The 23,262-nt window shown below is 71.4% G+C and carries 19 protein-coding genes and 2 pseudogenes; 11 read left to right on the forward strand and 10 right to left on the reverse strand.

Annotation, left to right across the window (positions count from 1 at the left end):
• Positions 1-168: 168 nt before the first annotated feature.
• On the reverse strand, positions 169-1,071 hold the full coding sequence (locus HDA41_RS01345; RefSeq protein ID WP_184979849.1) for a hypothetical protein: 903 nt from the start codon (positions 1,069-1,071) through the stop codon (positions 169-171).
• Positions 1,072-1,261: 190 nt separating this feature from the next.
• Between HDA41_RS01345 and HDA41_RS01350 the strand changes: the two genes are divergently transcribed.
• Complete coding sequence (locus HDA41_RS01350; protein ID WP_184979851.1) at positions 1,262-2,707, forward strand: glyceraldehyde-3-phosphate dehydrogenase; 1,446 nt, start codon at positions 1,262-1,264, stop codon at positions 2,705-2,707.
• Between the two features lie 58 nt (positions 2,708-2,765).
• On the opposite strand, the gene HDA41_RS01355 is transcribed toward HDA41_RS01350, so the two are convergent.
• Entirely contained in the window at positions 2,766-5,927 is a 3,162-nt protein-coding gene (locus tag HDA41_RS01355) for an RICIN domain-containing protein (protein WP_184979853.1), read from the reverse strand.
• A 250-nt stretch (positions 5,928-6,177) separates the two neighbouring features.
• Between HDA41_RS01355 and HDA41_RS01360 the strand changes: the two genes are divergently transcribed.
• Genes HDA41_RS01360 through HDA41_RS01375 form a run of 4 tightly spaced genes read left to right on the forward strand, consistent with a single transcriptional unit; the run spans position 6,178 to position 11,647 of the window.
• The gene (locus tag HDA41_RS01360) at positions 6,178-7,686 is read left to right on the forward strand and encodes an ABC transporter substrate-binding protein (protein ID WP_184979855.1); all 1,509 of its coding nucleotides are present in this window, start codon (positions 6,178-6,180) and stop codon (positions 7,684-7,686) included.
• A gap of 13 nt (positions 7,687-7,699) precedes the next feature.
• Positions 7,700-8,626 (forward strand): ABC transporter permease, encoded by a 927-nt coding sequence (locus tag HDA41_RS01365; RefSeq protein ID WP_184979857.1) that lies wholly within the window; start codon positions 7,700-7,702, stop codon positions 8,624-8,626.
• 14 nt (positions 8,627-8,640) lie between these two features.
• A complete protein-coding gene (locus HDA41_RS40870; RefSeq protein ID WP_230299763.1) occupies positions 8,641-10,650 on the forward strand; it encodes a dipeptide/oligopeptide/nickel ABC transporter permease/ATP-binding protein in 2,010 nt (669 codons plus the stop codon).
• Positions 10,643-11,647, forward strand: coding sequence for an ABC transporter ATP-binding protein (locus HDA41_RS01375; RefSeq protein WP_184979859.1), 1,005 nt, complete (start codon positions 10,643-10,645; stop codon positions 11,645-11,647). Before HDA41_RS40870 ends, HDA41_RS01375 begins: the two co-directional genes overlap by 8 nt.
• Positions 11,648-11,750: 103 nt before the next feature.
• Here HDA41_RS01375 and HDA41_RS01380 read toward each other — a convergent pair whose 3' ends face one another.
• Positions 11,751-11,924, reverse strand: a complete 174-nt coding sequence (locus tag HDA41_RS01380) for a CsbD family protein (protein ID WP_184979861.1) — start codon at positions 11,922-11,924, stop codon at positions 11,751-11,753.
• Between the two features lie 116 nt (positions 11,925-12,040).
• Positions 12,041-12,350: pseudogene (locus tag HDA41_RS01385) on the reverse strand (NAD(P)H-dependent oxidoreductase); the annotation flags it as partial.
• Between HDA41_RS01385 and HDA41_RS01390 the strand changes: the two are divergent.
• Positions 12,234-12,530, forward strand: a complete 297-nt coding sequence (locus HDA41_RS01390; protein ID WP_221513016.1) for a hypothetical protein — start codon at positions 12,234-12,236, stop codon at positions 12,528-12,530. The pseudogene HDA41_RS01385 and the gene HDA41_RS01390 sit on opposite strands and share 117 nt — an antisense overlap.
• Positions 12,531-12,576: 46 nt before the next feature.
• Here HDA41_RS01390 and HDA41_RS01395 read toward each other — a convergent pair whose 3' ends face one another.
• Both HDA41_RS01395 and HDA41_RS01400 read right to left on the reverse strand, forming a co-directional pair.
• Positions 12,577-14,259, reverse strand: a complete 1,683-nt coding sequence (locus HDA41_RS01395; protein WP_184979863.1) for a tetratricopeptide repeat protein — start codon at positions 14,257-14,259, stop codon at positions 12,577-12,579.
• Positions 14,260-14,525: 266 nt separating this feature from the next.
• Positions 14,526-14,735 carry a hypothetical protein gene (locus HDA41_RS01400; protein WP_184979865.1) on the reverse strand — a complete coding sequence of 70 codons (210 nt, stop codon included), beginning with the start codon at positions 14,733-14,735 and terminating at the stop codon, positions 14,526-14,528.
• Between the two features lie 10 nt (positions 14,736-14,745).
• On the opposite strand from HDA41_RS01400, the gene HDA41_RS01405 reads away from it, so the two are divergent.
• Positions 14,746-16,125 carry a GH1 family beta-glucosidase gene (locus HDA41_RS01405; RefSeq protein WP_184979867.1) on the forward strand — a complete coding sequence of 460 codons (1,380 nt, stop codon included), beginning with the start codon at positions 14,746-14,748 and terminating at the stop codon, positions 16,123-16,125.
• On the opposite strand, the gene HDA41_RS01410 is transcribed toward HDA41_RS01405, so the two are convergent.
• Positions 16,111-16,266, reverse strand: coding sequence for a hypothetical protein (locus HDA41_RS01410; RefSeq protein WP_184979869.1), 156 nt, complete (start codon positions 16,264-16,266; stop codon positions 16,111-16,113). The two genes, HDA41_RS01405 and HDA41_RS01410, sit on opposite strands and share 15 nt — an antisense overlap.
• Positions 16,267-16,320: 54 nt before the next feature.
• A pseudogene (locus HDA41_RS01415) lies at positions 16,321-16,587 on the reverse strand (nitrate reductase); the annotation flags it as partial.
• A gap of 209 nt (positions 16,588-16,796) precedes the next feature.
• Between HDA41_RS01415 and HDA41_RS01420 the strand changes: the two are divergent.
• Positions 16,797-17,624 carry an SAM-dependent methyltransferase gene (locus HDA41_RS01420; protein ID WP_184979871.1) on the forward strand — a complete coding sequence of 276 codons (828 nt, stop codon included), beginning with the start codon at positions 16,797-16,799 and terminating at the stop codon, positions 17,622-17,624.
• A gap of 70 nt (positions 17,625-17,694) precedes the next feature.
• Here the strand turns inward: HDA41_RS01420 and HDA41_RS01425 are convergent, their stop codons facing one another.
• On the reverse strand, positions 17,695-18,609 hold the full coding sequence (locus tag HDA41_RS01425; protein WP_184979873.1) for a helix-turn-helix domain-containing protein: 915 nt from the start codon (positions 18,607-18,609) through the stop codon (positions 17,695-17,697).
• A 153-nt stretch (positions 18,610-18,762) separates the two neighbouring features.
• A complete protein-coding gene (locus HDA41_RS01430) occupies positions 18,763-18,993 on the reverse strand; it encodes a DUF397 domain-containing protein (protein WP_184586619.1) in 231 nt (76 codons plus the stop codon).
• A gap of 169 nt (positions 18,994-19,162) precedes the next feature.
• Between HDA41_RS01430 and HDA41_RS01435 the strand changes: the two genes are divergently transcribed.
• The 3 genes from HDA41_RS01435 (at position 19,163) to HDA41_RS01445 (ending at position 23,223) form a co-directional block, all read left to right on the forward strand.
• On the forward strand, positions 19,163-19,750 hold the full coding sequence (locus tag HDA41_RS01435; protein WP_376706760.1) for an ATP-binding protein: 588 nt from the start codon (positions 19,163-19,165) through the stop codon (positions 19,748-19,750).
• Between the two features lie 28 nt (positions 19,751-19,778).
• A complete protein-coding gene (locus HDA41_RS01440; RefSeq protein WP_184979875.1) occupies positions 19,779-20,324 on the forward strand; it encodes a hypothetical protein in 546 nt (181 codons plus the stop codon).
• Positions 20,325-20,487: 163 nt separating this feature from the next.
• Positions 20,488-23,223 (forward strand): SpoIIE family protein phosphatase, encoded by a 2,736-nt coding sequence (locus HDA41_RS01445; RefSeq protein ID WP_184979877.1) that lies wholly within the window; start codon positions 20,488-20,490, stop codon positions 23,221-23,223.
• Positions 23,224-23,262: the final 39 nt, after the last annotated feature.

Genomic DNA, 23,262 nt, shown 5'->3' on the forward strand with positions numbered 1-23,262 from the left:
GTTACGGACCGTGCCGCGCGGGGCGAGCACGGCCACGCGCCTGCTCTCACCCGGGCCGACGTGCCGCCCGGCCCGGCGGCGCCCGCACCCGGGGACCGCACCTCGTGCGGTCCGGCGCGGTTCGGGTGCCCGGCTGAGAACCGGCCCGTCCCATGAGAACCGGTCCGCCTACCGGTCGTCCGATGCGGTCAGGCGTTCGAGTTGGGCGGCGGTCGTCGTGGCTTTGCGGTCGGCTTCGCGAACGCGGCGGTCGGCCGTGCGTGCCCGTTCCCGGGCCGACCGCTCGGCGAAGCGGGCCTGCTGGTGCTCCTCCCTGGTGCGGGCGAGTTCCTCGGTGAGCTCGGTGACGCGCCGCTGGAGGCGGTCCACCTGCTGTGTCGCCTCCTCCGCGGCCCGGCCGGCGGCCGCCGCCTCGTCCTTCAGCGCCCGCAGCTCCCGGTCTGCGGCCTCGGCCTCCCTCCGGGCCTGGGCCAGTCGTCGCCGCTGTCGCTCGCCGGCCTCGCGGTCCGCACGGGAGGGGGCCGTCGCGGCGGAGGGGCGGCGCTGCGTCCCGGCACTGTCCGTGACGGCGCTCTGCGCGACGGCGCTCTGTGCGACGGCCGGGAAGCCGACTGCGGCACTGAGCGGCTTGGTCAGCCGGCCGCTCGCCCATGCCTCGGCGGCCTCGGGGTCGGCCAGGACGGCGTGCAGGGTGTTCTCGACCTCGCGCTGCACGCCTTCGCCGATCGGATGGCCGGCCTCCGCGGCGAGCTGCCGGGCCTGAGCGGACAGGGCGCGGATGAGCGCGTGCTGCTGCCGGCTCAGTTCGCGCAGTTGGGTGCGGTCCAGGGCATGGTGGGCGTGCCGTAGGCCTTCGCCCAGGCGGAGCAGGGGCTCGACGTCGCCGGGCCGGCTGCGGACCAGGAGGTTGCTGGCCCAGGCCGCGAGGCTGGGTTTGCGCAACGCGCCGATCCGCTCGGCGAGTTCACGGTCGCCGGCGGTGCGGGCGGCGGCCACGGCCGAGGAGCGGGCGGCGGTGAACTCCTCCGGCCGCAGGGCGTACAACTCGTCGGCCACAGCGTCGAAGTCCATGAGCGTCCCTTTCGCGTGGGGGCTCCGTTCCGAGTCACGTGGCGGCTCTGCCCCGATCATCCCAGGCGACGCGGCGAGGGGCTCGTGGAGCGGGACCTTCCGGCGGCGGAACGCTCCCGAGGCACCCCGTTCATGATCCAGAAATCGACGGTTTAACATATGAGCGCCGCCTAGCTCGAAAGATGGATCTGTGACTGTCAACGACGACTCGTTCACCAACTGGAAGAACCGCGAGGAGATCGCGGAGTCGATGATCCCGATCATCGGGAAGCTGCACCGGGAGCGGGACGTGACCGTCCTGCTGCACAGCCGCTCCCTGGTGAACAAGTCGGTGGTCAGCCTCCTCAAGACCCACCGGTTCGCCCGGCAGATCGCCGGTGCGGAGCTCTCCGTCACCGAGACGCTGCCGTTCCTGCAGACCCTGGCCGAGCTCGACCTCGGGCCGTCCCAGATCGACATCGGCATGCTCGCCGCCACGTACCGCGAGGACGACCGCGGTCTGTCGGTCGCGGAGTTCACCGCCGAGGCCGTCGCCGGTGCCACCGGAGCCAACAAGATCGAGCGCCGTGAGGGACGCGACGTCGTCCTCTACGGCTTCGGCCGCATCGGCCGGCTCGTCGCCCGGCTGCTCATCGAGAAGGCCGGTTCGGGCAACGGCCTGCGCCTGCGGGCCATCGTCGTGCGCGGCGGAGGCGAGCAGGACATCGTCAAGCGCGCCTCGCTGCTGCGCCGCGACTCCATCCACGGCCAGTTCCAGGGCACGATCACCGTCGACGAGGCGAACAGCACGATCGTCGCCAACGGCAACGCGATCAAGGTCATCTACGCGAACGACCCGTCCGAGGTCGACTACACGGCGTACGGCATCAAGGACGCCATCCTCATCGACAACACCGGCAAGTGGCGCGACCGCGAGGGCCTGTCCACGCACCTGCGCCCCGGCATCGACAAGGTCGTGCTCACCGCGCCCGGCAAGGGCGACGTCCCGAACATCGTGCACGGCGTCAACCACGACACCATCAAGCCGGACGAGCAGATCCTGTCCTGCGCCTCGTGCACCACGAACGCGATCGTGCCGCCGCTGAAGGCGATGGACGACGAGTTCGGCGTCCAGCGCGGCCACGTAGAGACCGTCCACTCGTTCACGAACGACCAGAACCTGCTGGACAACTACCACAAGTCCGAACGCCGGGGCCGCAGCGCGCCGCTCAACATGGTCATCACCGAGACGGGTGCCGCCTCCGCCGTCGCCAAGGCGCTGCCCGAGCTCAAGGCGAAGATCACCGGAAGCTCCATCCGGGTCCCGGTGCCGGACGTCTCCATCGCGATCCTCAACCTCCAGCTCGCGCGCGAGACCACCCGCCAGGAGGTCCTCGACTACCTGCGCGAGGTGTCCCTGACCTCGCCGCTGAAGCGCCAGATCGACTTCATCAGCGCGCCCGACGCGGTCTCCAGCGACTTCATCGGCTCGCGCCACGCCTCGATCGTCGACGCCGGCGCCACCAAGGTCGAAGGCGACAACGCCATCCTCTACCTCTGGTACGACAACGAGTTCGGCTACTCCTGCCAGGTCATCCGTGTCGTGCAGCACGTGTCCGGGGTGGAGTACCCGACGTTCCCGGCTCCGGCGGTCTGAGCCCTGACGTACAAGAACGCGGGGCGTGTCCGGTCGGCACGCCCCGCGTTCTGCTGCGTCAGGAGCGGGTCAGCTCGATCCTGTACTGCCGTGTCTTCGAGCCGTCCTCGCTGCTCACGGTCACGACGGCCACGCGTGATGTCTCCTCGCGAACGGTCACGTCCGCGTACGGGTCGCGCGGCGTGGCGGTGACCTTCGCCCGGTCCGGGCGGTCGGTGGTCACCCGGTAGCCGGTCCGGTCCGGGTCGAAGGCGCCGATCGCCACGCCGTCCACCTCGATCGAGGCGGCTGCGGCGTCCGAGGAGGAGCCGGGTGTCCTGGCGAACAGCTCGATCTCCCCGAGGGTGATGTAGCCGCCCGGCCGGGCCGTCATGACCACGCGGACCCCGGTCACCGGGCCGGAACTGCGCACCGGGACGTCGGCGACGGGCGCGCCCTCGGTGCCGACGGGCACGGTTTCGCTCGCGTCGGTCCAGGTGCCCTCGGCCCCGCGCACCTGCACCTTGAGGGACTCCGCGAAGCTGACGTTGGTGCCGTCACGGTGGAAGTGGGTCACCACCCGGCCCAGATCACGTGCCTCGGGCAGGGTGAAGGTGATGGTGTCGGAGGGGTTCTTCGTGCCGGACCTCCAGTTCGACCAGGCCTTCTCGGACGTGTTCCCGTTGCGCAGGCCCTCGGCGGAGTACCCGCTCTCGGTGTAGGTCGCGCCGGCCGTCACGCCCTCGTCGGGCGCGGCGTTCCTCTCCCGGGGCGCGGTGACCTGGACGCGTACGGTCGCCGCCGCCTCGGTACCGCCGGGGACGTGGGCGGTGCCGCGCAGGGTCACCACTCCGGCGTCGTCGAACGCGCCGTCGGGTGCGGGGTCCCAGGTGACCGGGAGCTCGGCGGTGCCGCCGTGCCGTCCGACGCCGGTGACGGTGGCGGGCAGGCCGGGCCGCCCGCCGGTGTAGGCCTTGGCGCGGGCCGGGAGGGTGGAGGCGATGGTGTCCACGGTGACGACCGCCTCGGCGCGGACGGTCCGTCCGAGGGCGTCGGTCGCCCTGCCCTTCACCCGTACCGTCCCGGGCTTGTTCCAGCGTGCCTCGGAGGGCAGCGTCCACCGCACGGGGAGGGCGCCCCGGGCACCGTCCCGGAAGACGGGCGTCACGGTGCCGGGCAGTTCGGGCGCGCGGCCGGGGACGGTGAACGCCTTGGCCGGCTGCGTACGCAGCACCGTCTCGTCGGTCACGGCCCAGCGCTGGCTCGCGTGGGAGGTCGGGAGGAAGGCCGACACGCGGGCGCCGTCCGCCGTCGACTGCCCGACGACGTCCAGCAGCCGGCCCGTGGCGGCGTTGACGAAGGTCCAGGTGCCGTCCCCGGTGGTCGACATGATCCACTGCGCGGCCGGTGTGTCCGCTTCCTCCAGGACGGCCTCGTCGTCCCGTACGGCGAGGCGCCTGCCCGTCTCGGCGTTGACGAGGGCGTAGCGGTCACGGTTGCCGTCCCCGCGGGTCAGCTGCTTCACGGACCACAGCTGGGACTTGGCAGCCGGATCGGCCGTACGGACGACGACGCCGTCACCGTCGGCGGACGGGGCCAGGGACTTGCCGCTCTGGGCTCCCTGGAGGCGGTAGACGTGGCCGGGCTGGACTAGCGCGGCGTCCTCGGCGGTGCCGGACGCCCCGTCGACGAGGAGGGTGGTGACCGACTTCGCCGGGACGGTCACCGTGGCGGAGTCGTCCTTCACCTTCACCGGTGTGCCGCGGACGAGCGCTCCGTCGGCGCTGGTCACCACGGGCGTGACGGTGGCACCGGGGGCGACGCGCTTGAACCGGGAGAGGTCCAGGGTGACGGCGCGCGGGGTCGTGCCGCTGTTGACGTGCACGACGGTCGCCCCGCGGCCGGACTTGCGGACGGCGGCGACGCTGGAGGGGTCGTCGGCCTTGACGAAGTGGTCGCCGGGCCGGATGTGGTGGGTGAAGTTGCGCAGGGTGTGGAACTTGGTGTTGGCCCGGATCGGGCAGGTCTCCAGGGTGTCCTTCGCGGTGCAGTTGAAGGGGATGTGGATGCTGCCCCAGTTCTTGCCGGCCGCCGCCTGCGGGATGGAGTCCTCGACGGGCTGCCACAACACCCAGGCGGACGGCTCCAGTTCACGGATGTCCTCGACGACCCGGGTGGCGATGCCGAGGCCCGGTTCCATGCCGGTGAAGTCGGTGCCGGTCCCCCAGGTGCCCTCGACCTCGCTCATCCAGAACGGCTTGTCCGCGGCCTTGGCGCTGTCCCGGGCGCTGGTGCGCATGCCGGTGCCGTACGTGTGCACGTTGAGCTGGTCGACGGCGGCGCGGGCGGAGCTGTCGTAGGCGTTCCAGTTGCGGACGAAGGTGCTCGGGTTGGTCTCGTCCATCGCGGAAATCGTCGCGCGGGTTCTCGACTTCTCCAGTGCGCGGTGCAGGGCCAGGACGACCTTCTGCTGGAGCTCCGGGCCGGCGTGCGCGCCCTCCTGGCGGCCGCCGGTGGGCTGTCCGTCGGGGCCGATCTGGGTGCCCCAGTAATTGGTGTTGGGCTCGTTGAGCGGGGCGATGGTGTCGAACTTGATGCGGTGCTTCTTCTCCAGCTGCTCGGTCACCTTGACCAGGTAGGTGGCGAAGTCGTCGACGCGGTCGGCCCGTATCTGGTCGGTGTTGGCGTCGAAGCCGCCCGAGACGTAGCCGCTGACGGTCTGGAACCAGGGCGGGGAGTTGCTGAACGCCTCCCAGCGGGTCACCTTCTTCTTGACCCGGTCCAGCCACCAGCGCTGGCCCGGGTCGGCGGACCAGTCCCAGTGGTCGGGGTCGCCGGGGTTCCACCAGTCGGTGTCCTCCCTGGTGGTGCCCGCGGGGGCCTTCCAGAAGCCGTCCATCGTCGCGCCGACCTTCATGTAGTCCTTGCGGACGTCCGGGGCGTTGCCGCCGCCGATGTTGTAGCGCGCGATGTTGAGGCGGAGGCCGTCCTCACCGAACAGCATGTCGGCGAGCTTCTGCCGGATGGGTTCCGGGTAGCGGCCGGTGATGTTGGCGAACCAGACGAGGCTCGTCCCCCATCCTTCGAACTCCTGCTGCCGGTAGGACGGGTCGATCCGAACCGTGACGGCGCTGCCGGGCGGTTCGGCGGCAGCGGCAGGCGGCACGGCCAGGAGTCCCGCGCCGAGTGCAAGGGGGACGCCGGCCGCCAGTGCACGAGCGAGGCGATGTCTGCTGGACATGGATTCCCTTCGGGAGTGAACAGAACCGCGCAGAACCAATCGAGCTTCCCGAATGTTTTAGGACGGCAATCAACACGTCAAGGGGTACGACGAGTTGGGAACCGGCGCAGACCCCTTGACGCGTTCCGTCTCGCCAGACCAATAATGATCGCCCACGCATCGTCCATATATCTAAACGACGTTCTCTGTTGTGTACGCGAGTGAACGCGGAGGCGCAGTGACCGGTTCAGGCTTATCCCGCGGTCGTCCGATGGTCGCGTCCCTCGCCGTCCTGCTCGCCGCCTCCGGCTGCTCGGTCGCCGGTGCCGACCCCATCGGGGGCGGCCCGGACACCCTGCGCATCGTCCTGCCCGAGGAACCGCCGACGCTCGAACCCTGTGACGCCTCACTGACCGCGACGGGCCGGGTGACACGGGCCAACATCACGGAGGCCCTCACCGAGCGCGAACCGTCCACCGGACGCCTGGAACCCGCCCTCGCCACCAAGTGGACCCGTGATTCGGCCACTTCGTGGACCTTCACCCTCCGCGAGGGTGTCACCTTCCACGACGGCTCGCCGTTCACGGCGGCCGCGGCCGCGTTCTCCGTCAAGCGCGCCACGGACTCGGGCATCGACTGCAACGTCGACGGCTACATCTTCGCCGACAGCGAGCTCACCGCCACGCCCGTCGACGACACCACGCTCCGGGTCACCACGGCGAAGCCCGACCCGATCCTGCCGCTGCGCCTGTCCTTCGTCGAGATCGTGCCGACGAGCACCGACCCCGACTCCCGGGTCCGCGAGCCGGTCGGCACGGGGCCCTACCGGATCGACGAGTGGAACCAGGGCCGGTACCTGCGGCTCAAGCGCTTCCCCGGCTACTGGGGCAAGTCCCCCGACTTCGCCGCCGCCACCTATGTCTGGCGGGCCGAGGGCAGTGTGCGCGCGGCGATGGTCACGAACAACGAGGCGGATGTCGCCATCGGCCTCGCGCCGGAGGACGGAGCGGGCGACCGGGCCGTCGAGTTCGCCACCAACGAGGTCTCGTACCTGCGGATGGACGCCACCAAGCCGCCCCTGGACGACATCCGCGTCCGGCAGGCCGTCAACTACGCCATCGACCGGGAGGGGCTGGTCACGGCGGTCTTCGCCGGCCGGCCCACCGGTCAGCTCGTGGCGAAGGGCGTCACCGGCCACAACCCGCGCGTCCGGCCCTGGCCCTACGCCCCGGAACGCGCCCGGGGACTCGTCGCCGAGGCCCGCGCCGACGGAGTCCGCACCGACATCACCCTCACCATCATCGGCCGCAACGGCATCTACCCGAAGGCCGCCGAGGCGATGGAAGTCGTCCAGGACGGCCTGATCAAGGCCGGGTTGAAGGTCAGGATCAAGATGCTCGACGTCAACGCCTGGCTGGAGTACCTGCTGCGCCCCTTCCCCGCCGGCGACACCGGCCCCACCCTGCTCCAGGCCCAGCACGGCAACCAGGCGGGGGACGCCGCGTTCACGATGGCGCAGATCTACGGCAGCGAGGGCGCCCAGAGCAGCTACGGCACCGACGCGCTCGACACGCTCATCGAACGGGCCCAGCTCGCCTCGGGCGGGAAACGGCAGAAGGCGTTCGCGGACGCGTTCGCCCACCAGAACGACAAGGTCGTACGGGACGCCGTCATGGCCAACATGACCGGCCTGCTGGCCCTCTCCCCCAAGGTCCGCTACCGGCCCGACCCGTCCACCAACGACGAGATGCGGCTCGCCGACATGCGGCGCGCCGACTGAGGGAGGACATCACGTGCTGACCCTGCTGCGCCGCCGCGCGGTCTCCAGCGTCATCCCGCTGCTCGTGGTGGTCCTCGGCGTGTTCTTCCTGGCCCGCCTCACCGGCGACCCCGCCAACCTCTACCTGCCGCTGAGCGCGACGCCGGAGATGCGGGCCGAGTTCGCCGCCCGCAACGGCCTGGACGACCCGTTGATCAGCCAGTTCGGCGACTATCTCGCCCAGGTCGCCCACCTGGACTTCGGCGAGTCGCTGCGCACCGCCCAGCCGGCCGGCGAGGCCGTCCTGCGGGCCTTCCCCGCCACCCTTCAGCTCGCCGGCTGGACGATGCTGCTCGCCATCGTGGGCGCCGTGGTCATCGGCAGCCTGGCGGCCTACCGCCCCAACTCGGCGACCGACCGGATCGCGAGCTTCCTGTCCTCCACGGCGGCCAGTGTCCCCGACTTCTGGATCGCCATCATGGGCGTGCTGGTCTTCGCGGTCACGCTGGGCTGGCTGCCCACCTCCGGCACGAGCGGCGCGGCGGCGTGGGTGCTGCCCGTGGCCACGCTGCTGATCCGCCCCTTCGGCGTACTGGTCCAGGTGGTGCGGGGCGCCATGGTCTCCGCGCTGTCCGCCCCGTACGTGAAGGTGGCCCGCGCCAAGGGGGCCTCCGAGCCCCGGGTGGTCTTCGGGCACGCCCTGCGCAACGCGGCCGCACCGGCGCTGACCGTCGCGGGCGATCTGGCCGTGGGGCTGGTCAACGGGGCCGTCGTCGTCGAGACGATCTTCGGCTGGCCCGGGATCGGCAAGCTCATGATCGACTCGGTGCTCCAGCGCGACTTCGCCGTGCTTCAGGCGGCCGTGCTCCTGACCGCTCTGGCGATCTTCGCTCTCAACATCCTGGTGGACCTCTGCCACGGGCTTCTCGACCCGCGGGTACGGCAGCGGGCGGCGGCATGAGCCAAGGACGGGACATGATGCGGAAAGCCACATCCGAGACGGGCGGTGCGACCGTACGGCGCCGGTGGTTCGCCCTGCTGCTCCGCGACCGGTTCGCCTGCGCGGCGGCCCTCGTCCTGGTCCTGGTCGCGCTGTGCGCCGTCCTGGGACCGCTGCTGGCCGGGGACCTGGCGACCCGTCAGAACCTGCGCGCCCCGGGCCGGCCTCCCTTCAGTCTCGACCACGGCTGGGCCTACGTCCTCGGCAGCGACTCCCTCGGCCGGCCCGTCGCCGCGCGGCTGCTGACCGCGGCCGGGACGACGCTGGCCGTGGCGGTGCCCGCCGTGCTGTGCTCGCTGGCCGTCGGCTCGATGTGGGGCATGTGGGCGGGGTATCACGGCGGTTGGCGCGAGAACGTGTCGCTGCGGGTGGCCGACGTGATCCTCAGCTTCCCCTCCCTGCTGCTGGCCGTGGTGGTGCTGTACGTCTTCTCGCCGAGTGCGGCGAGCATCGTGCTGGTGCTGGCCGTCGCCCGGATCCCCGTGTACCTGCGCACGGCCCGGGCCGAGGCGGCGGAGTTGCGCAGCCGGCTGTTCGTGGACGCGGCCCGTACGTTCGGCACGGGCAGTTGGGCGGCCATCCGGCGGCATGTCGCTCCGAGTGTGCTGCCGACGCTGCTCACCGTCGCCGCGCTCGACTTCTGCTTCGTGATGCTGGCCGAGTCGTCGCTGAGCTTCCTCGGCATCGGCATCCAGCCGCCGGACGTCAGCTGGGGGTTGATGGTGGCCCAGGGGCGGCAGGAGTTGCAGAGCGCGTGGTGGATCGCGCTCTTCCCCGGGCTCGCGATCGTCCTGACGACCGTCTCGGCGACCGTTCTCGCCTCCTGGGCCCGGATGACGACCGACCCGGGGCAGCGGTGGCGGGAGGGGGTTCGGCGCAGGGGGTGGCGTTCCCGGTGGTCGCCCAGCGCGAACACGCGCCCGGCGACTCGTGGCTCGGCCGTCGCCGGACCGGACACGGCCGCTGCTCCGGGCGCCAGCCGTCCCGCCGGCACCGAACCGCCCACGCCGGCCGACGTCCTGGTCGTGGACGACCTGTCCGTCGACGTCCACACCCCGGCCGGGCCCGTCCACGTCGTCCGCCGGGTCGGCTTCTCCGTGCGGTCGGGCGAGACCCTGGCGCTGCTGGGCGAGTCGGGCTGCGGCAAGAGCATGACCGCGCACGCCGTCGCCGGCCTCCTCGACCCGGTCGCGGAGGTGGTGGGCGGGCAGGTGCTCCTAGACGGCGAGGACCTGCTCGGGCTCGGAGCACGGGCCAGACGCCGACTGGCCGGCCCCGGCGTTGCCATGGTCTTCCAGGACGCGCTCAGCGCGCTCAACCCCGTCCTCACGGTCGGCACCCAGCTCGCCGAGCCGTTCGTCATCCATGAGGGCATGTCCCGGCGGGCGGCGAAGGCCAGGGCGGTGGAGCTGATGGAGCGCGTGGGCATTCCGGAGGCCCGCTCCCGGGCGGACGCGTATCCGCACCAGTTCTCGGGAGGGATGCGTCAGCGCCTGCTGATCGCCACGGCGGTCGCCCTGCGGCCGAGGGTACTGATCGCAGACGAGCCCACGACGGCACTGGACGTCACCGTCCAGGCGCAGATCATGGACCTCCTCGGCGAGCTGCGCGGCGAACAGCGGACGGCACTCGTCCTCATCACGCACGACCTCGGGCTCGCCGCCGAGCACGCGGACCGGGTCGCCGTCATGTACGCGGGGACGGTGGTGGAGACCGGGCCGGTCGCCGAGGTGTTCGGCAAACCCCACCACCCGTACACGCGGGGCCTGTTGGCATCGGTACCGGCCGAGCGGCACCGGGGCTCCCGCCTGAACTCCATCCCGGGGAGCCCGCCGGATGCGGGAGCCGTGCCGACCGGCTGTGCCTTCCGTACGCGCTGTCCCATGGCCCGGGAGCGTTGTGCCACCCACCGTCCGGCGCTGACCGGCACCGGGATCGGCCGGGCCGCCGCCTGCCACTTCGGGAAGGAACTGGCCGATGCCTGAGCACGGGGCGCTGCTGGAGGCCACCGGGCTGGCCAAGAGCTTCACGGTCCGGCGGACCGTGCGGGGCGGCACCCGGCTGCGGGCGCTGGACGGGGTGGACCTGACCCTGGGGCGCGGGGAGACCCTCGGTCTCGTCGGCGAGTCCGGCTGCGGCAAGTCCACGCTGGCCAGGGTGCTCCTGCGGCTGGAACGGCCCGACGCGGGCACCGTGCGGTACGAGGGAGTCGACCCCTTCGCGTTGTCGGGTGCGGAGCTGCTCGCCTGGCGCCGGAAGGTGCAGATGGTGTTCCAGGATCCGTTCGGTTCCCTCAACCCCCGTCTGTGCGCGGCGGATCTGATCGGCGAGCCGTGGCTGACCCACCGCGGTCTCGTACCCCCGTCGAAGCGGGCGGCCCGCGTCGCCGAGCTGCTGGAGATGGTCGGCCTGCGCGCGTCGGACGCGAGCCGTCACCCGCACGAGTTCTCCGGAGGACAGCGGCAGCGGATCGGGATCGCCCGCGCCCTGGCGCTGGAGCCGGAGGTGATCGTCTGCGACGAACCCGTCTCCGCGCTGGATCTGTCGGTGCAGGCGCAGGTACTCAACCTCCTGTGCGACCTGCGGGACGAGCTGGGACTGTCGTACGTGTTCATCTCGCACGACCTGTCGGTGGTGCGGCACCTCGCCGACCGGGTCGCCGTGATGTACCTGGGCAAGATCATGGAGACGGGCCCGACGGAGGAGGTCTACGAGCGGCCACGCCACCCGTACACCGAGGCGCTGCTGTCGGCGGCCCCCTCCTCCCCCGTGGCCGGCGGCGGACGCGAACGGCAGCGCATCCTGCTCACCGGTGAGATCCCCTCACCGGCCGACCCACCGTCCGGATGCCGGTTCCGGACCCGGTGCCGGCAGGTGCGGGACCTGTGCGCCGAGGCGGTTCCCGCGCCTCCGCCCCGGGGACCCGTCCACGACGCGGCATGCCACTTCCCTCTGGAGGAGACACCCGTGGTCAGGGCTTGAGCTGCGACTGGTGTGTCGCGGGATGGAGCCCCACGAGGTCGCCGACGGGTGCGTGGAGAGGGGCCCTGCCTCCTCGGCATGGCCCCTCTTCACTCGGCGCTCGTCAGTGCTTGAAAACGTCTTTGGCCTTCTCCTTGGCCTGCCGCGCGTCGCCCTTCGACTGCTTCGTCCGGCCCTCGGCCTCCAGCCGCTCGTTACCCACCGCCCGGCCGACCGTCTCCTTGGCCTTTCCCTTGGCCTGCTCGGCTTTCGCCTTGGCCTTCTTGTCTCCCGCCACGATTCGCTCACTCCCAGCCGTGTCCGACGTCGGGGTCACGGTCCGGGTAGCCTCTGAGCACCAGTCCAAACATGCCGGGCGGGCCCGGGCATCAGACGGCCAGGCGCTCGGCGACTGGTGAGCTCCGGAACGATGAAGTGGAGGTCCATGCCGAGGGTCGGCAAGGACCGCCGTCAGGTAGGTCTGGACGTACTCGTATCCCTCGCGGGGCGTGCCCGGCGCGTAGGAGCCGCCACGGCTGGCGACGATGGTGACCGGGATGCCCTTGGCCGACTGCGTCTCGCCCGCCGTGCGGCCCATCAGGACGACGTGGTCCGGCCAGGCCTTCAGGGTCGACGGGATCGATGCACCTTCCTGGCGCTCGCGCTCGTCGGCCTGTCCGTCGGCGGCCTGCGCGCCGGGCTGATCCGGCCGTGGCACGGCAGGTGGGGGCTGGTGGCGGCGGCGTTGCTGTTCGGTTCGGCCGTGCTCGCCCCGCTGGTCATCGACCACACCGGCCCGCTCGGTCTGCTCGGCCTCGTCGGCTGGCTGATGTGGGTGGTGTGGATCGTCGTGTACGGCGTCGTCCTGATGCGTCGGGCACCGCGGTCGCCAACGGCACGTTGAGCGGCGGCCGTTCGGTCCCTGTGGTCCAGTCGGGTTGGCTGACGCGTCAGTGGCAGCACCCGTCAGCCGGCTCGGGACCGGACGCCGTGTTCAGGCGGCAGAAGCAGGACGCCTGGATCGGGACGTCGGCCAGTGCGGTCGCCATCTTGAGCTGCTGGGTCACGAGAGCCGCCTCGGCGGTCTTGCCCGCCCGGAGCAGGCACTCGTGGAAGCCGTGCAGGGACCAGACGTTGCCGGGGTGCTGGAGAGGGCGGGGCAGGGTGGCGTCGAGGCCGAGGTCCGCGCGGTAGACCGCCTCGGCCTCCGCCACCCGGCCCTGTTCCAGCAGCAGGGCCCCGTAGGCGTGGCGGGTGGGCTGCATCCAGCCCCAGGGCTCGTCGTAGGGAAGGTTGTCGTCCAGCTCGATGGAGCGTTCCAGGGCTGCGAAGGCGAGGTCGTGGTTGCCCTTGCGGTATGCGAGCTCTCCGTCCAGCATGGCCGCCGCGACGGCGAGGATGTCGCGACAGGTGTTGTTGAACAGCGTCCGCGACTCGGGCACCCGGCGCACCGCCGCGCGGAAGAGCTCGCGCTCGGCCTCCGCCCGGTCGACCTCCCCGGTGGCCGAGAGGGCGACGCCCCGGGCGTAGTGCCGCATGGCGGTGGTCACCACGTACAGCTCCTGGTCGGCGGGGGCCGGCAGGGCGAGGATGTCGGCCCAGCGGCCGAAGCGGATCAGTACGTGGACGCGCATGGCCAGGAAGCCCTCGAGCCAGTCGGCCATCGGGGGGCTCTGCACACGGAGCAGCTCTTCGGGGATGGCGGCTTCCAGCTCGGCGGCGGTGTCGAGGGCGACCTGTGCCTGGCCGAGGAACATGGCCCCATAGATCTTGAAGTGGTAGTTGTGCGCCCGGTAGAGGGTGTAGAAGTTCATCGCGCCGGCTTGCCGGTGGTACTTCTCGTCGGCGGCGATCGCGGCGCTGTTGGCCGCGACGACCTGGCGGTAGTCCCCGCACAGGACGTCGAGGTGCGAGGGCATGTGGAGCAGGTGCCCGGCGTCGGGGACGATGCCGCGCAGCCGGTCGGCGACGGTGAGGGCCTGCTCCGGTGTCGGGGACATCTCCATCAGGTGGATGTACAGGTGCAGAACCCCGGGGTGCCGAGCGCCGGCGTCGGTCCCGAGCGCGCCTTCCAGCACGGCCTTGGCCTCCGAGGTCCGTGCGCCCTCGGCCGGCTGACCGGTGGCCAGGTCCCACAGCTGCCACGGAGTGAGGTTCATCAGGGCGTCGGCGTGCAGGGTGGCGATGTCCGGGTCGCCGGGCGCCAGTTCGTAGACCGCGCGCATCGCGTTCGCGTAGGGCTCGTTCCACACCGAGCAGTCCTCGACGGCCTCCGGCTGCGGGTAGCGGGCCCGCAGCGCGCCGACGAGGGCCTGTTCCACCGGTGTGGCGTTCACGGCTTTGTCGTGGGCCCGTTCGATCGCGTTATGCGTGCGTTCGACGGTCCGCACCAACTCGTCGTCGTCGAAGAATTCCCAGGGCTTGTTGTAGTTCGGGCCGAGCGCGTAGGCGATACCCCAGTACGCCATCGCGCACTCCGGGTCCGCCTCGGCGGCCTTTTCGAAACAGGCGACGGCTTCCCCGTGGTGGAAGGCGTACGTCCATACCAGGCCGCGGTCGAACCAGAGTTGGGCCTCGGCGGAGGACGTGGTGACGGGACGGCCGTGCGTGCCGAGGTCGTAATAGTCGCCCATGGGTTTCTCCTGGGAAAGCGTCCGTGAGCCGTGAGAATAGCGGGTGCGGACACGCCCTCGATCACCGACGAGTTCTCGTATTTCCAGATTAGCGGGTTCGGAATTCGATAAGGTGCGCCGATCGCCGCTTCCCGCGTACTGGATACCGAGGCTCTCGTCCCGGCCGGACCGGAAGACGGACGCGTGCTTCGACCGGCTTCTCGACAAGGCGCTGGATCAAGCCCGTCGACTACCGGCTCGACGTTCCCGACGTGGCGGTTCCTGTGTCACGTCGCCGACCGGGCGGAGGTGTCCTGCACGGCACGGGCGATCCGCGGCGTGTCCCGTACCGGTGGAGCCGCTCGCCCGGCTCGTCGTACGTCCCCGGCGACTTCCCCTTCCTCGATCAGGTGCACGCGCACGACGACGACGTGCTCACAGCGCGCGCCACCACCGATCCCGGTGGTTTCCCTGGTTCGAGGAGCCTGACCGGGCATCTTTGAGAACATGACTGACTTCCCGAGCTTTCCACCCGGCTTCGTGTTCGGGGCCGCGACCGCCTCGTACCAGATCGAGGGGGCGGCGCACGAGGACGGACGCGGACCGTCCATCTGGGACACCTACAGCCACACCCCAGGCCTGGTGGCGAACGGCGACACCGGTGACGTCGCCTGCGACCACTACCACCGCTATCCGCAGGACGTGGCACTGCTACGGGAACTGGGGGTGGACTCCTACCGGTTCTCGATCGCCTGGCCACGCATCGTCCCGGACCGCTCCGGCCCGGTGAACCCCAAGGGGCTGGACTTCTACGCGCGGCTGGTCGACGAACTGCTGGCGGCCGGCATCGAGCCCGCCGCCACGCTCTACCACTGGGATCTGCCGCAGGCCCTGGAGGACGGTGGCGGCTGGCGAGTGCGGGAGACCGCCGAGCGGTTCGCCGAGTACGCGGCCGTCGTCGCCGGGCACCTGGGCGACCGGGTGCCGCGCTGGATCACCCTCAACGAGCCGTGGTGCAGCGCCTTCCTCGGCTACTCCGTCGGCCGGCACGCCCCGGGCGCCCGCGAGGGCCGGGGCGCGCTGGCCGCCGCCCATCACCTGCTGGTCGGGCACGGCCTGGCCGTGCGGGCGTTGCGGGCGGCCGGCGTACGCGAGGTGGGCATCACCCTCAACCTCGACCACAACCTCCCCGCCACCGACTCCCCCGCCGACCGGGCGGCCGTCCCCCGTGCCGACACGCAGCACAACCTGGTGTGGACCGAGCCGATCCTGGCGGGCCGCTACCCGGCCACCGAGGAGGACACCTGGGGCGAGCTGATCACCGGCCAGGACTTCCGGCGGGACGGCGACCTGGAGCTGATCTCCCAGCCGCTGGACTTCCTCGGCATCAACTACTACCGGCCGACCGTCGTGGCCGACGCCCCGTACCGCGAGAGCGACCCGGCGAAGCGGGTGGCAACCGACAACCGGTACGCGGAGGTGCCCATGCCCGGCGTGCGGCGCACCGCCATGGGCTGGGCCGTGGCACCCCACACCTTCACCGATCTGCTCGTGGGGCTCAAGGAGCGGTACGGCGCCGCCCTGCCGCCCCTCCACATCACCGAGAACGGCTCAGCGGAGGACGACGAGGTGAGCCCCGACGGCGCCGTCCACGACAGCTACCGGGTCGCCTACCTGCGCGACCATCTCACCGCGCTGCGAGCCGCCATGGACGCCGGCGTGGACGTCCGCGGCTACTACGTGTGGTCCCTCCTCGACAACTTCGAGTGGGCCTTCGGCTACGACAAGCGCTTCGGGATCGTCCGCGTCGACTACGCCACGCAGCAGCGGACTCCGAAGGACAGCTACCACTGGTACCGGGCCCTGATCGCCTCACAGCCGCGCTGACGGCCCGGTCAGGAGCTGCGGTGCCAGGGCCCTGATCATGGTGTTGGACCAGCGGAGCTGCCGGAGCGTCTGCGGGTGGCAGTCGGTGACCAGCGCCAGGAGCCGCTCGTCCAGGGTGGCCTGCGCCGCCTGGGCGAGCATCTCCCCAGTCGACGCGCCCGGCGCGGATGATCTCGTGCAGCAGCGCGTTGAGCCGCCGGGCTGCCCGTCGCAGCCGAAGGTCTCCTTGAGCGCCTCGGCGGCGGTCGCCGTTCACAGGGCGGGTGTTGCCGTCCAGGTGGTTGGTGCCGATGCCGGCGCGCGCCAGGACGGCCGGCGTGTCCGGTCCATGGCGGTGTGCCAGTCGGACTCCACCAGCCGGCCGTTCTCACGGACCAGGGGCTTGGTGAGCCGCTCCGCAGAGGCGTTGGCCTGCCGGCCGTCCATCGCGTCGCCGTTGGAGTGCGGCAGCGAGGCGGACTGCCGGCGAGTACCGCACCGTGACCACCGAAGCCTGCGGTGACACCGAGTACACGAGAGTGGCACAGGGCGCACACCGCGTCGCGGGACGATCATCCGGTCGTTCGATCGCGGGCACCTTCGCCACTGGACTGGCAGCCCCCAACTCCCGCTCCCTAAGATGTACTTCCCGTCCAGCCCGTCCATTGGCGCGGCACCACGCAGGGGGAACGATGAACTCCGAGAAGCAGTTGTCCACCGAGATCGACGCGAACGTGCCGACGGCGGCGCGCATGTACGACTACTACCTGGGCGGCAAGGACAACTACGCGGCCGACCGTGCCGCGTGCGAGGAACTCGACAAGGTCGTGCCCAGCACGCGCCGCCTCGCGCTGAACAACCGGCGCTTCCTCCAGCGGGTCGTGCGGACCCTCTCCGAGGAGTACGGCATCCGGCAGTACGTCGACCACGGATCAGGCCTGCCGACGCAGGACAACGTGCACCAGGTCGCCCAGCGCATCGACCCCACGACCCACGTGGTGTACGTCGACAACGACCCGATGGTGCTGGTCCACGGCCGTGCGCTGCTGGAGCAGGACGAGCGCACGAGCGTCATCCACGCGGACATGCGCGAGACCGACCTGATCTTCGACCACCCCGACACCAAGCGGCTGATCGACTTCTCCGAGCCGGTGTGCGTCCTCTTCAACTCGGTGTTCCACTGCATCCCGGACAGCGACACCGACGGGCCGCTCGCGGTGGCCCGCCGGGTGCGGGAGCGGCTCGCGCCCGGCAGTTTCATGGTGATGTGCCAGCTGGTCAGCGAGGACCCCGAGGTCCGTGACTTCGTGACGAACTTCATGGACCAGGCGACCCAGGGGCACTGGGGCCGCGTGCGCGAGGAGAAGGACGTCGCCGCCTACTTCGAGGGTCTGGAGATCCTGGAGCCGGGGCTGGTGGAGGTCTCCACGTGGCGTCCGGACACCGAGGTGGCGCCCCGCCAGCTCAGCCACGAGTGGATCGAGTTCGGCGGCGTGGGGCGGCTTCCCCTGGAGCAGTGACCCGGGTACGCAGAGGTGACTCAGGTGCCTCGCGCAGGACGCAGGTCGTCCCGCGCGAGGCACTCGCACGTCACGAGTAGCGCTGCTCCATCGTCGTACGCAGCAGCTCCAGGGAGTCACGGGGCCTGAGCGCCTCGTCCGCGAGGCGGTCCAGCGCGATCCGGTACTCCTCCGTCTCGTCCAGGTCCTCGAGGAAGTTCGCGCTCTTGATGTGCTCCAGATAGACCACGTCGGGGAGGTCGAGACCGCCGAAGCGCAGATAGGTGACCGGGATGGCCGGAGCCGAGGCGTTCGTGACGTTCAGCGGGACGATCTGCAGCGTCACGTTGGGGCGTTCGGCCATCTCGACGAGGTGCGCGAGCTGCTCCCGCATCACCTCGGTGCTGCCCAGGACGCGCAGCAGCACGGACTCGTCGATGACCGCCCACAGCTGCGGGGCGTCCGGCCGGGACAGCAACCGCGCCCGGTGCCGGCGGAGTTCGACACGCCGCTCCACCTCACCGGCCGGCGCGTTCGGCAGACCCCGCTCCACCACGGCCCGGGTGTAGGCGGGTGTCTGCAACAGGCCGGGCACGTACTGGATCTCGAAGGTACGGATGGTGGCGGCGGCCTCCTGAAGTCCGACCAGCCGGTCGAACCACTCGGGCATCAGCCGCTTGTCGTACCGCTGCCACCAGCCCGGCTCGCCGGCGCGCTGCAACAGTTTGAGCAGCACCGAGGCCTCGTAGTCGTCGGTGCCGTACAGCCGGAGCAGCGCGCGGACGTCGTTCTCCGTCGGCGGGCGGCGGCCCTTGCCGGACTCGATGCGGGACAGCTTCGCGGCACTGAAGCCGACAGCGCGCGCCGCCTGGTCCTGGGCGAGCTTGGCGTCCTCACGGAAGCCTGCCAGCTGCACACCGACCAGCATCTTCAGCAGCGTCGGCGCCGGCTCGGGCCTGTCCAGGTAGGGTTCCAGACGGGAGATGCGATGCGACGCGGCGGACATCCTGACTCCCAGCAGACCGGCACAAGGGCGACTAACACTATCGCACTCCGCTGGGCGTCCCCGCATCCCTCGAAGAAGCCCCACGAAGTGGGGAGTTGGGCTCCACTTCACCATGCGGGCTTCACGGCATGCGCACTTCAGAGCATGCAGTCTTCACAGCAGGTGGTCGAACTCGCCGTCCTTCGCCCCGGCCAGGAACGCCGCCACCTCCGCCGCCGTGTAGACGAGGGCGGGCCCGTCGGGGTCACGGGAGTTGCGCATCGCGATCCCGCCGTCGACGAGCGGGGCGACCTCGACGCAGTTGCCCTCGGCGTTACTGTGCCGGCTCTTGATCCAGCAGGCGTCCAACGTGCTTGCCTGCACTCCGTTCTGCACTGGTGGCACCGCGGTCTCCTTGCTGTTCTCGTTGGTGTCCCGGCTTGCGTACCCAACACGGCTTGATTTTCACGCAATTTCTCGTGCAATTGCACGGGAGCACCATCAGCGTGGATAATAGCTGCGGCGTCAACCCCTGTGCTGGCGCCGTGTCCTGACCTCGCATCGGGGAGATGCCGTGTCATCAGCAGCTGCGCAGCACGTGCTCCGGCCGCCGAACGGGGCTGCGGCATACGCGGGCGCACCCGGCACGAGCACCGGATTCCCACCCGGCCGGCCCACGGTGACGTCGTACGAGGCGACGCCGTACGGGACTCCGCCCCCGGTGCCGGAGACGATGCCGCAGTCCTCCGCTGCCCTGTCCGCCTCGGCCGCCCTGCGCGTCGAGTGCAGCAGGGAGGGGTTCGCCCGCGCCCGGTGCTTCACCCGCGACACACTGCGTGTCTGGTCGCTCGCCCACCGCTGCGACGACACGACCCTCGTCATCACCGAGCTCGCCGCCAACGCCGCGACGCACGCGGCGCCGGGTACGACGGCTGCGCCGGAGATCCGGCTCGGATTCCTCCTGGACCGCACCCACCTGCTGGTCACCGTCTCCGACACCGACGACCGCCCGCCCGTGCGCTCCCCCGCCGGCTCCGCCCTGGAGGAGCACGGCAGGGGCCTGTGCATCGTCGAGGCCTTGTCCGAGGAGTGGGGCTGGATCCCCTGCCCTCCGGCGGGCAAGACGGTCTGGGCCAGGTTGTCGACCAGTCCACCCATCTGACACGACTGCCGCGGAAAGGCCCCACGCCATGCGCAGCGCTTCGACGGAACACTCGAGCAGCGAGCGCCCACAGCGCCCCGACGCCCCGTCCGGGGTGTCCGGGAACACGCCGCTCACGGCCGTGGACCGCGTCCCCTGGGGTGACATCCAGGACTCCACCGGTTCGGCGGCGGCCATTCCCCTCCTGCTGAACGGCATCGCCTGGGGTGACGCCGACACCGCCCGCTCCGCACTCGCCGACCTGCGGAAGCGGATTTGTCAGTTCGGCTTCGTCGTGGAGCAGGCGACGGCCGCCACGGTTCCCTTCCTCTGGGAGCTGGCCAAGCTGCCGCAGGTGACCTGCCGCGCCCAGATCATCCGGCTGCTGAAGAGCATCGCCGAGGCCCGGCAGTGGGAGAGCACCGCCGCCGTGTATCCGAAGCTTATGAACCGCCGGGAGAACCCGGTGGTGTGGGAGCGTGCGGCGCGCCAGGCCGTGCGGGCCCGGCGCGACGAGCTCGGCCGGCTGATGGCGGACGAGGACACGGAGATCGCCCGGGCCACCACCGAGCTCGCCCGCTCCCTGGCCACCTGAGGCCGCGGGACTTCCCGGAGGGCCCGCGGTCCGTGCGCGCCCCGGGCCGGACGCGGTGCACGCGTGTCCCGGGCGCCAGGAGACGTGACGATACGGTGAGGGCCCCCTGTCACCATGGCTGATGCCCCTCGCCTCGCGCGGCCGGGCAGTGTAGACATGGCACATGGTGCGACTCTTGGGTCGATCCGGGACTCGATCGCCCCTGCGGCCCGGCTCGACGCCGTCCGAACGGCAGCGGCGGGAGGCGGGCCCGTCGCGGTGGCATCCGGTGGCGGGATTGCGGTCGGTGCTGGGCGGACGCAGCGTCGCCGGACAGGTGTTCCTGCTCGTCGTGGTGATCGTGCTGCTGCTGGTCGTGGCGGCCGTGGTGGCGCTGGTCCTGCAAGTGCGGCACGACACGACCCAGGAGGCCCGCAACCGTTCGCTCGCCGTCGCGGAGACCTTCGCCAACGCGCCGGGCACCATCGAGGCGCTGGGGAGCCCCGACCCCACGGCGGTGCTCCAGCCGCGTGCCGAGGCCGCCCGTGAGCAGTCGAAGGTCGACTTCATCGTCGTGATGAACACCGACGGGATCCGCTACACCCACCCCAAACCGGACCGCATCGGGAAGAAGTTCGTCGGGACGCTCGCGCCCGCGCTGGCCGGGAGGCCGGTGACCGAGGAGATCACCGGCACGATCGGCCCTCTCGTGCAGGCCGTGGTGCCGGTGAAGGCTCCGGACGGTCAGGTCGTCGGCCTGGTGTCGGCCGGAATCACCACCGCCAGTGTCGGTGGCACCGCCGACCGTCAGCTGCCGCTCGTGCTGTCCGCCGCCGCGGTGGCGCTCGTCCTGGCGACGGCGGGCGCCGCGCTGGTGAGCAGGCGGCTGCTGCGCCAGACCCACGGGCTCGGGCCGCACGAGATGACCCGGATGTACGAACACCACGACGCCGTGCTGCACGCCGTGCGCGAGGGCGTGCTCATCGTCGACGACGGGGGCACCCTGCTGCTCGCCAACGACGAGGCACACCGTCTGCTCGGGCTGCCCGCCGACGCCGAGGGCCGGCACGTGCTCGGCCTGCGGCTCGACCCCGGCATCGCCGAGTTGCTGGCCTCGGGGCGGGTCGCCACGGACGAGGTGCATCTCGTCGGGGACCGGCTGCTGGCCGTGAACCAGCGCACCACCGACCGTGCGGGCGTCCCGCCCGGCAGTGTCGCCACGCTGCGCGACTCCACCGAGCTGCGTGCCCTCTCCGGCCGGGCCGAGACCGCGCGCGCACGGCTCAACATGATCTACGACGCCGGGGTGGGCATCGGGACGAGCCTGGACGTGACCCGCACGGCCGAGGAGCTGACCGAGCTGGCAGTGCCCCGGTTCGCCGACTTCGCCACCGTCGACCTGTTCGACGCGGTGCTGGGCGGCGGGCAGCCGGACGCGGCGGCCGCGCTCAGCCGTACGGCGCTCAGCGGGATCCGCAAGGACGCTCCCCTCTACCCCGTCGGCGAGCGGATCCGGTTCGTCGAGTCCTCTCCGCAGGGCCGCAGTCTCGACACCGGCCGGCCCGTCCTGGAACCCCGGCTGAGCGAGGCCCCCGGCTGGCAGGCACAGGACCTGGAGCGCTCGGCGCAGATAGTGGAGTACGGCATCCACTCCCTGATCACCGTGCCGCTGCGGGCCGGCTCCCTGGTGCTGGGCGTGGTCAGCTTCTGGCGCCACGAGAAGCCGGAGTCCTTCGACACGGACGAGCTGGCCCTGGCGGAGGAGCTGGTCGCGCGGGCCGCCGTCTCCATCGACAACGCGCGCCGCTACACCCGCGAGCACAGCATGGCGGTGACGCTCCAGCGCAGCCTGCTCCCCCGGAACCTGCCCGAGCAGGACGCCCTGGAGATCGCCTACCGTTATCTGCCCGCGCAGGCCGGGGTGGGCGGCGACTGGTTCGACGTGCTGCCGCTGTCCGGGGCCCGGGTCGCGCTCGTGGTCGGGGACGTCGTAGGCCACGGGCTGTACGCCGCGGCCACCATGGGGCGGCTGCGCACCGCGGTGCACAACTTCTCCGCCCTCGACCTCCCGCCCGACGAACTCATCGCCCTGCTGGACGAGCTGGTCGGCCGCATCGACCAGGACGAGACGGAGGAGGAGGGCAGCGCCCCGGTCACCGGCGCGACCTGTCTGTACGCCGTGTACGACCCGGTCTCCCGGCGCTGCACCGTCGCACGGGCCGGGCATCCCCCGCCGGCGCTGATCCATCCCGACGGCAGTGTCGAGTTCCCGGACGTGCCCGCCGGTCCCCCGCTCGGGCTCGGCGGTCTGCCGTTCGAGACGGCGGAGCTGGAGCTGGCCGAGGGCAGCCGGCTCGTCCTCTACACCGACGGGCTGGTCGAGGACCGGGAGCGGGACATCGACGTCGGTCTTGACATGCTGCGGGAGGCGCTGAGCCGGGCGGGCCAGTCCCCCGAGGACACCTGCCGGGTGGTGCTCGACTCGCGGCTCACGGCCCGTTCCAGCGACGACATCGCCCTGCTCGTCGCGCGCACCCGGGCGCTCGCCGCCGACCAGGTCGCCGAGTGGCCGGTGGCGGCCGACCCGGCTGCGGTGGGCGAGTTGCGGGCGGCGGTCAGCCGGCAGCTGGCCGCGTGGGGACTGGACGAGCTGACGTTCACCACGGAGCTGATTTTGAGCGAGCTGGTCACCAACGCGCTCCGGTACGCCGGCGGCCCGATCCACGTCCGGGTACTGCGCGACCGCAACCTGATCTGCGAGGTGTCCGACAGCAGCAGCACATCGCCGCATCTGCGGTACGCGACGATGACGGACGAGGGCGGGCGCGGGCTGTTCCTGGTCGCGCAGCTCGCCGAGCGCTGGGGGACGCGCTATCTGCCCGCCGGGAAGGTGATCTGGGCCGAGCAGCCGTTGCCGTGAGCGGTCCTCGGCGCCGAGCCGCCGGGCGACGTGGCCATA

Source organism: Streptomyces caelestis (genome assembly GCF_014205255.1).
In the GTDB taxonomy this organism is placed as follows: Bacteria; Actinomycetota; Actinomycetes; order Streptomycetales; family Streptomycetaceae; genus Streptomyces; species Streptomyces caelestis.